The organism is Paraburkholderia sp., from assembly GCF_034668105.1.
GTDB lineage: Bacteria > Pseudomonadota > Gammaproteobacteria > Burkholderiales > Burkholderiaceae > Paraburkholderia.
This window is the reverse complement of the sequence record NZ_JAXDPY010000232.1, coordinates 1-6,499: the sequence shown is the minus strand read 5'-3', so window position 1 is coordinate 6,499 and position 6,499 is coordinate 1. Positions and strand designations below refer to the sequence as shown.

The following is a 6,499-nucleotide window of genomic DNA, read 5'->3' as shown; positions in this document are numbered from 1 at the left end:
TAACGCGCAATCTGACCGACGACGACATCCGCAACCTTGCTGCGTACGTCAACAATCTCGAGTAGCCCGGAGCAGAGATCATGAAAAAAACGCTCACCCGCCACATCGCGGCTGTTGTTCTACTAGCGGGCGCATGCGGCGTGTATCTGCCCGCGCTGGCGCAGGCAGACGGGGAAACCAACCGGCAACTGCTTGCCGCTGCAAAAGACGGCGACCAGCAGTCGCTGCTCTCGGCACTTCAACGTGGGGCGGCCATCGACTCGATGAACCGCATCGGCGACACGGCGTTGATCACCGCGTGCAAAAAAGGCGATGCGGCGATGGCGCGCACGCTAATCGAGCGCGGCGCAAACATTCAGCACGCGAGTGCACCCGGCGTCACGCCATTGATGGCCGCGGCGTACGGCGGCTTTGATGAGATCGTGGCGCTGCTGCTCGCGCATGGCGCGAATCCTCTCGCAACGGATCGGGTCGGCAAGACCGCCATGGAGTACGCGGCCGGCGAGGGACAAACGAAGGTCGTCAGCCGGTTGCTCGACGCCGGCATCGACGTGAACCGGACCTACAAGAACGATCTCACCGCGCTGATGTGGGCCGCCGGATACGATCGCGCGGACACCGTCCAGCTGCTGCTCGCACGCGGCGCGAATCGCTCGTTGAAAGACAATCGGGGAATGACGGCGAAAGACATCGCGGTGCAGACGAAATCGGATCGGGTGACGGGCCTGCTCTCCGCGGGCTGATCATGACCTGTGCACACGCCCGGAACCCCGCGTTGAAACTTCGCCCTTAGTTCGCGTGCGTGAGTTGCCCCCATCGCGCGAGAATCGCCGGTAAAGCTTTGAATGAGTCGATCAGCGCATCGCAGCGCAATCCGTCGGCGCCGCCCTGGCCGGCATACCCATAACGGACAATGATGACAGGCAGGCCGGCTGCCCGTGCCGCTGCGACGTCGACAGGCGAATCGCCGACCAGCGTGCAATGTCCGGGGTCGACATCGAGCAGGTGGCACGCGTGCCAAAGGGGCTCGGGCGAGGGCTTCATGCTGGCTAACGTGTCGCCCGCCACCAGCACGTCCAGATAGTCGCCGAGGCCGGTCCTCGCGAGTAACGAAGCCGCCAGCGCCTCGGGTTTGTTGGTCACGCAGGCACTCCGGTAACCTCTTTCACGCAAGTCGCGCAGCCCGGCCGTCACGCCGGGAAATACCCGGCCCAGCCGTCCGTTCGTATCGGCATAGTGCTGTTCGAACACGGGCTGGGCCCGCTCGATGGCGAACTGCTTGTCAATCCCCGCCGCTTCCAGCGCGCGTCGCACGAGATTCGGCACGCCGTTGCCGATCAATCCGGCCACTGTGTCGAACGGCAGCGCTGTTGTGCCGAAATGCTCGAGCATGCGGCTGACGGCGGCGACAATGTCCGGTGCGGTGTCGACCATCGTGCCGTCCAGATCGATCAGCACGGCCTCGCAGCGGTGGCCCGCTACCATGGCGAGCCTGCCGTCGCTCGATCTGCGTTCCGCACCACGCTGGCTTGCATCGGGCGATCCTCGCAAAGATGATGTGCCGTTCAGACACGCATCACGATAGCCGAGCCACGGGTCGATTCAAATTCAAAGATTCTTTCGGCGCCGATAAGCCACTCTTTGGTATCCAGGCCCGGGATTCGCGCCAGCTTGGGCGTGTGAGCCACCGCGCTATTTCCGGGGCTGAGGGTTGGTCACGAAGCCGATCTTCGTCAGGCCGCCGGTCTGAGCCGCCGACATCACGTCCGCGATCCGTTCATAAGGCACTTTGCGGTCGGCGCGCAAATGCAGTTCCGGTTGCGGCGTTGTCTGCGCCGCCTGCGCGATCCGCGCGCGCAATCCGTCGTCGGTCACCGCATGGCCGTCCCACAGGACCGACCCGTCCGCTTCCACAGCGAGGTCCACGTGGGCGGGTTTGACCGCTTCCGGCTGGCTGCTCGCCCGTGGCAGATCGATCCTGACCGCATGCTGCATGGCGGGAATGGTGACGAGGAAAATGATCAGCAGGACCAGCATGACGTCGACCAGCGGCGTCATGTTGATCTCGTTCATCAGCCCCTGTTCGTCGTCGTCGGAAAACGGGCTCATTGCCATTTGAGGTCTCCGTCACGGGTTGCGCTCCCGCTGCGCGGCACGACATGCATCTGCGGGCCGGCGCTCGACGGCAACTGCGAGCCGGTCACGAAGTACGCGTGCAAGCCATGCGCGAAGCGCCTCAAGCGGACGACGATCGACCGGTTCGCGCGAGTCAGCCCGTTGTAGCCGAGCACAGCGGGGATCGCCACGAAGAGCCCGAACGCCGTCATGATCAGCGACTCGCCGACCGGTCCCGCCACGTGGTCGATGGATGTCTGGCCCGTTTCGCCTATCACGATCAGTGCGTGGTAGATGCCCCACACAGTGCCGAACAGCCCGACAAAGGGCGCCGTGCTGCCGATCGACGCGAGGATCGCCAGACCGCTTTGCAGGCGCGCGATCGTCTCGTCCATCGTGTCCTGCAAGCGCCGCGTGATCCAGTCGGAGACGTCGATACGGTCGTGCAGATGCTGCTGGGTCTGCCGGTGATGCGTTGCGGCTTCGTGGCCCGCGAGCGCGAGTGCGATGAGCGGATTGTCGTGCGCTGTCGACTCGGGGTGACCGAGGCCGCGCAGCCCGTCCTCGAAGCGGTCCGCGCTCCAGAAGCGCGCGTCGCTCTGCCGGGTCACGCGCCTGAGCCGCATGACCTGCAATAGCTTGATGATGATGACCGTCCACGACATGACCGACATGATCAGCAGCACGCTCAGAATGCCGCGCGTGACGAGGTCCCCTGCTTCCCAGACATTCGCGAGTCCGTAATGTTGCATGGTGGTTTCCTTTGTCCTTTGTCCTTTGATGCGGTGGCGGAGTCAGTCGGTCAGTCCGAACACGAACGACTGCGAGTACGCGGCGCGAAGCGCGGCGCCGTTCTCGCTATAAGGTCGGCAGACGCTCGCGTGGACAGCGGCGAGCGCGGCTTCGTCGAGCCGCGCATAGCCGCTGCTCTTTTGCAGTTGCACCGTCTCGATACCGCCGGCCAGACCGACGACAAACCGCACGATCGCGGTGCCGCTCTCGCTGCGCCGCTTCGAGATGTCGGGATAGTCCGGCTTCGGGATCGTGCAGTCGATATGCGAGACGTTCCTCGGCGCGCTCGAAGCGGGCATCGTACGTTCGGCAGCGGGCGCGGACGCCGCTATGGGCGCCGCGGGCGAAGGTAGCGCGGCGGCGGGGGCCGCCGGCGTGGCGGCAGGCAGCGCGGTGTTCTGCGGCGGCGCCACAGGTGCGGGCGTTTCGACACTGCGCGGCATGCGTGGGCGCGGCTGCGGCGAGGGTTTGACGCGAACGGCGGGACGCGCGGGCGTCGTCGGGGTCGGCGGGACGACAGCGACAGGCGTGGCGGGCGTGACAGGGGGCGTGGGTGTCGTAGGCGTCGCGGGTTCCGGCTCGGGACTCAACAACAGAGCCGTGATCGTTCGCGGTTCGACGGGCCGCTCGAGCGTGATGTCGCGTGCCGTCAACGCGAGCGCCAGCAAAACCAGATGCGCACCGATCACGGCGCCCAGCACGATCGCGGCGCGACGGTGGCGCGTCGCGACAATCGCAGGGTGTTCAGGCTTAGCCATGGCAACTTGCAGCATCACTGCCACCTCCGCATTCATTGTCCTCCCGAGCCCGCGGTTTTAGAACGCGCGCCTGCCGGCGTGGATCAATTCGGGAAATTCTCCCGCCCGATGTCCGTTGTCAAACAATCGCCCGGTGGGATACTTTGAATGGATGACGCGAGCTATCGCGGCGCAGCGCTTTCACCACGGAGTACAACAATGCTGGAGACACGGATTCCCATCAGAGGTCCACGCCGTTCCATCGCGCTGGCTGCCGCGCTCGTGCTGGCGGCGAGTGCCGCCCACGCCGCCGCGCCGCTTGCCTACGTGACGAGCGAGAAGGCCGGCGTCGGCGTGATCGATCTCGATCAGATGACGCTCACAAAGACGTTTCCGGTAGGCGCGGACGGTCCGCGCGGCCTGAGTCTGAATGCGGACGGCAGCCGGCTTCTGGTCGCCAACAAGAATACGGGCGATCTGTCGGTGATCGATACGGCCTCGGGCAAGGTCGTCCAGCGCGTGAAGATCGGCCAGAATCCCGAGTATGTGCGGGTGCACAACGGCTACGCCTATGTGACGTACGAGCCCGGCGAGGACGGCGGGCCGCCGGGCGCCAGAGCGGACGGCAAACCAGCCGGCAAACCGGACGCAAAGCCGGACGGAAAACCCGGCGCGGACGACGACGACGCGAACAAGCCGCCGGCGGAAATCGCAATTGTCGACATGAAAACGTGGCGTGTGATCCGCTCGGTGACGAGCGGTCACGAAACCGAAGGCATCGAGTTCGCGCGCGACGGCCAGACGATGCTCGTTACCAACGAAGGCGACGATACGGTTTCGGTCTATCACGCGCGCACCGGTGCGCCGGTCAAAACGGTCAAGCTTGCGGCCGGCGGCCGCCCGCGGGGCATCCGCCTGTCGCCCGATGGCAAGCACTATGTGGTCACGCTGGAATCGCTCAGCAAGTTTGTCGTGATCGACGCGCATAGCTTCCAGGTGCTCAAGACGGTCGATACCAAACTCGGGCCGTACGGCGTGGCGTTCGGCCCGAACGGCCAGCGCCTGTTTGTTGCCGCGGCGCGCGACAAGGCGGTCCAGGTGTTCGACGGCCACACTTTCGAACACATCGCCGACGTGCCGGTGGGGCAGCGTTGCTGGCACTTCAGCTTCACGCCGGATGGCGCAAAGCTGCTGGTGGCGTGTGGCCGGTCGGATTCGGTTTATGTCCTCGACGCGAAGAGCTATCAGCCGATCAAGCAGATCGGCGAGTTACCGCTCGCGTGGGGCATCGTCACGTATCCGCACAGCGACGGCTCGATCGAATCGCATTGACCGTCGCTGCGTGATGCGGCGGGGCTATTTCCACGCATAACGCAACCCCACCCACACGCCTCTTGGCGCACCCGGACCGACGAATTGCTCGTTGACCGGGTTCGCGCCGTCGAAGGTATGGTTCGGCCCGTTGAAGAAGTTCTGACCGAGTGCGCCGAAACTGGCGTAGCGCTTGTCGAGCAGGTTCGTCACGGAGGCGAAGACCTGCAGTTGCTTCGTCACCTGGTAGGACGAGTCCATATCGATCAACAGGTAGCCGGAGATCCTGCCGTTCACATCCTGGTTGTTTTCGTCGCCTTGCGCGTAGACACTACCTCGCCAGGTGAGGTTGGTGCCAATCTTCCATTTCGCGGTGGCCGGGTAGTCGAGCCGCAACTTGACCGTGGTCGCGGGAATGCCCGGAATATGGTTGCCGGGTTTGACGGTGATATTGCCGTTGGCGTCGGCGCTCGAGTTGCTCGCGCTGCTTTCGGTCCACGTCGACTGGTAGGTCGCGTCGACATAGCTGTAGCTCGCGGTCACGGCCAGCGGACCGAACTTCGTCTGGCCCGCGAGTTCGACGCCTTGCCGGCGCGTGCGGCCGACATTCTGGAAAAACCCTAGCGAGCTCCCCGCGCCATTGCTGCTGATGAACTGGATGTCGTTGTCGAGCGTCGTGCTGTACGCGGCGGCGCTCCACGTGGTGGCCGCGCCGACGCGGCCGCGCGCGCCGATTTCGTAGGTCTTCGAGATCACCGGCTTGAGGGCCGGGTCGGAGATGAAGTCGTTCGGCAGCGAACACGGCGCGGCCGGGTCGGCGCAAGCCAGCTCGATCGCGGTCGGCGAACGCATGCCTTCGTTATAGGTGGCGTAGGCCGTCAAAGCCGGCGTCGGATTCCAGTTGATGCCGATGGCCGGGTTGAAACGCGAAAAGGTATGGTGGCCGTCCAGCGCGGGCTGCAAGCCGCTCGAATCGCCGATCGTGGCTTCGGCCCAGTTGTAGCGTCCCGCCAGCGTCACCGACCATTGCGGCGTCAGCGACAGCGTGTCCGACAGATAGACGCCGTAGTTGGTGTTGTGCGTCTTCGCGTCGGTCTGCTGCACGAAATCGCCGATGCCGACGGTGGCGCGCGAATCGGTGAAAGCCGCATCCTGCGACGACTGCGTGAAGTGCGAATTGGCAATGTCGACGGCCATGCCCGCGATCAGCTGGTTTTCCATGCCGCCGAGTTTGCCGAGCAGCGTGAGTTGCAGACTGGCGCCGTAGCCGTCGGTGGATACGGTCGACTTTTCATTGGTCGCCTGCAACGTGTCGACGTTGCCGTCGTCGTCCACCTTGCCGAAATCATCGTTGACGTTGCTGCTGGTATTGGTGTTGCGGAAGTGCCGGTAGTAGGCGTTGCCGCTCAGTTCGACGTGGTCGTTGAAGTAATGGTCGCCCGCCAGCGTCACGTAGCCCACGCTGTTCTGATTCTGATCGGGATACGTGTAGGGCTGCTTGAAGTTGCTGAGGAACGAGCGGGGAATGGTTTGCGTGCCGTGCA

General features: G+C 64.5%; 7 protein-coding genes. 2 read left to right on the top strand and 5 right to left on the bottom strand.

Annotated elements, in window-relative coordinates; all coding sequences use genetic code 11:
* The first annotated feature begins 80 nt into the window (after positions 1 to 80).
* Positions 81 to 743 (top strand): ankyrin repeat domain-containing protein, encoded by a 663-nt coding sequence (locus QOC89_RS10950; protein WP_323045028.1) that lies wholly within the window; start codon positions 81 to 83, stop codon positions 741 to 743.
* A gap of 46 nt (positions 744 to 789) precedes the next feature.
* Here the strand turns inward: QOC89_RS10950 and gph are convergent, their stop codons facing one another.
* The 4 genes from gph to QOC89_RS10930 all read right to left on the bottom strand — a co-directional run bounded on the left by gph (position 790) and on the right by QOC89_RS10930 (position 3,665).
* Positions 790 to 1,485, bottom strand: a complete 696-nt coding sequence (gph, locus tag QOC89_RS10945) for a phosphoglycolate phosphatase (RefSeq protein WP_323045027.1) — start codon at positions 1,483 to 1,485, stop codon at positions 790 to 792.
* 207 nt (positions 1,486 to 1,692) lie between these two features.
* On the bottom strand, positions 1,693 to 2,115 hold the full coding sequence (locus tag QOC89_RS10940; protein WP_323045026.1) for a biopolymer transporter ExbD: 423 nt from the start codon (positions 2,113 to 2,115) through the stop codon (positions 1,693 to 1,695).
* A complete protein-coding gene (locus QOC89_RS10935) occupies positions 2,106 to 2,867 on the bottom strand; it encodes a MotA/TolQ/ExbB proton channel family protein (RefSeq protein WP_323045025.1) in 762 nt (253 codons plus the stop codon). Before QOC89_RS10935 ends, QOC89_RS10940 begins: the two co-directional genes overlap by 10 nt.
* A gap of 42 nt (positions 2,868 to 2,909) precedes the next feature.
* On the bottom strand, positions 2,910 to 3,665 hold the full coding sequence (locus QOC89_RS10930) for an energy transducer TonB (RefSeq protein WP_323045024.1): 756 nt from the start codon (positions 3,663 to 3,665) through the stop codon (positions 2,910 to 2,912).
* 198 nt (positions 3,666 to 3,863) lie between these two features.
* On the opposite strand from QOC89_RS10930, the gene QOC89_RS10925 reads away from it, so the two are divergent.
* Positions 3,864 to 4,976, top strand: a complete 1,113-nt coding sequence (locus QOC89_RS10925; protein ID WP_323045023.1) for a beta-propeller fold lactonase family protein — start codon at positions 3,864 to 3,866, stop codon at positions 4,974 to 4,976.
* 24 nt (positions 4,977 to 5,000) lie between these two features.
* On the opposite strand, the gene QOC89_RS10920 is transcribed toward QOC89_RS10925, so the two are convergent.
* The coding region (locus tag QOC89_RS10920) for a TonB-dependent receptor domain-containing protein (RefSeq protein ID WP_323045022.1) at positions 5,001 to 6,499 on the bottom strand (1,499 nt) is incomplete at its 5' end.

What these genes read in the sequence shown, in the direction of transcription:
- QOC89_RS10940 (WP_323045026.1), bottom strand. Translation starts at nt 2,115, where the DNA reads ATGGCAATGAGCCCGTTTTCCGACGACGACGAACAGGGGCTGATGAAC.
- QOC89_RS10930 (WP_323045024.1), bottom strand. Translation starts at nt 3,665, where the DNA reads ATGGCTAAGCCTGAACACCCTGCGATTGTCGCGACGCGCCACCGTCGC.
- QOC89_RS10935 (WP_323045025.1), bottom strand. Translation starts at nt 2,867, where the DNA reads ATGCAACATTACGGACTCGCGAATGTCTGGGAAGCAGGGGACCTCGTC.
- QOC89_RS10925 (WP_323045023.1), top strand. Translation starts at nt 3,864, where the DNA reads ATGCTGGAGACACGGATTCCCATCAGAGGTCCACGCCGTTCCATCGCG.
- QOC89_RS10950 (WP_323045028.1), top strand. Translation starts at nt 81, where the DNA reads ATGAAAAAAACGCTCACCCGCCACATCGCGGCTGTTGTTCTACTAGCG.
- gph (WP_323045027.1), bottom strand. Translation starts at nt 1,485, where the DNA reads ATGGTAGCGGGCCACCGCTGCGAGGCCGTGCTGATCGATCTGGACGGC.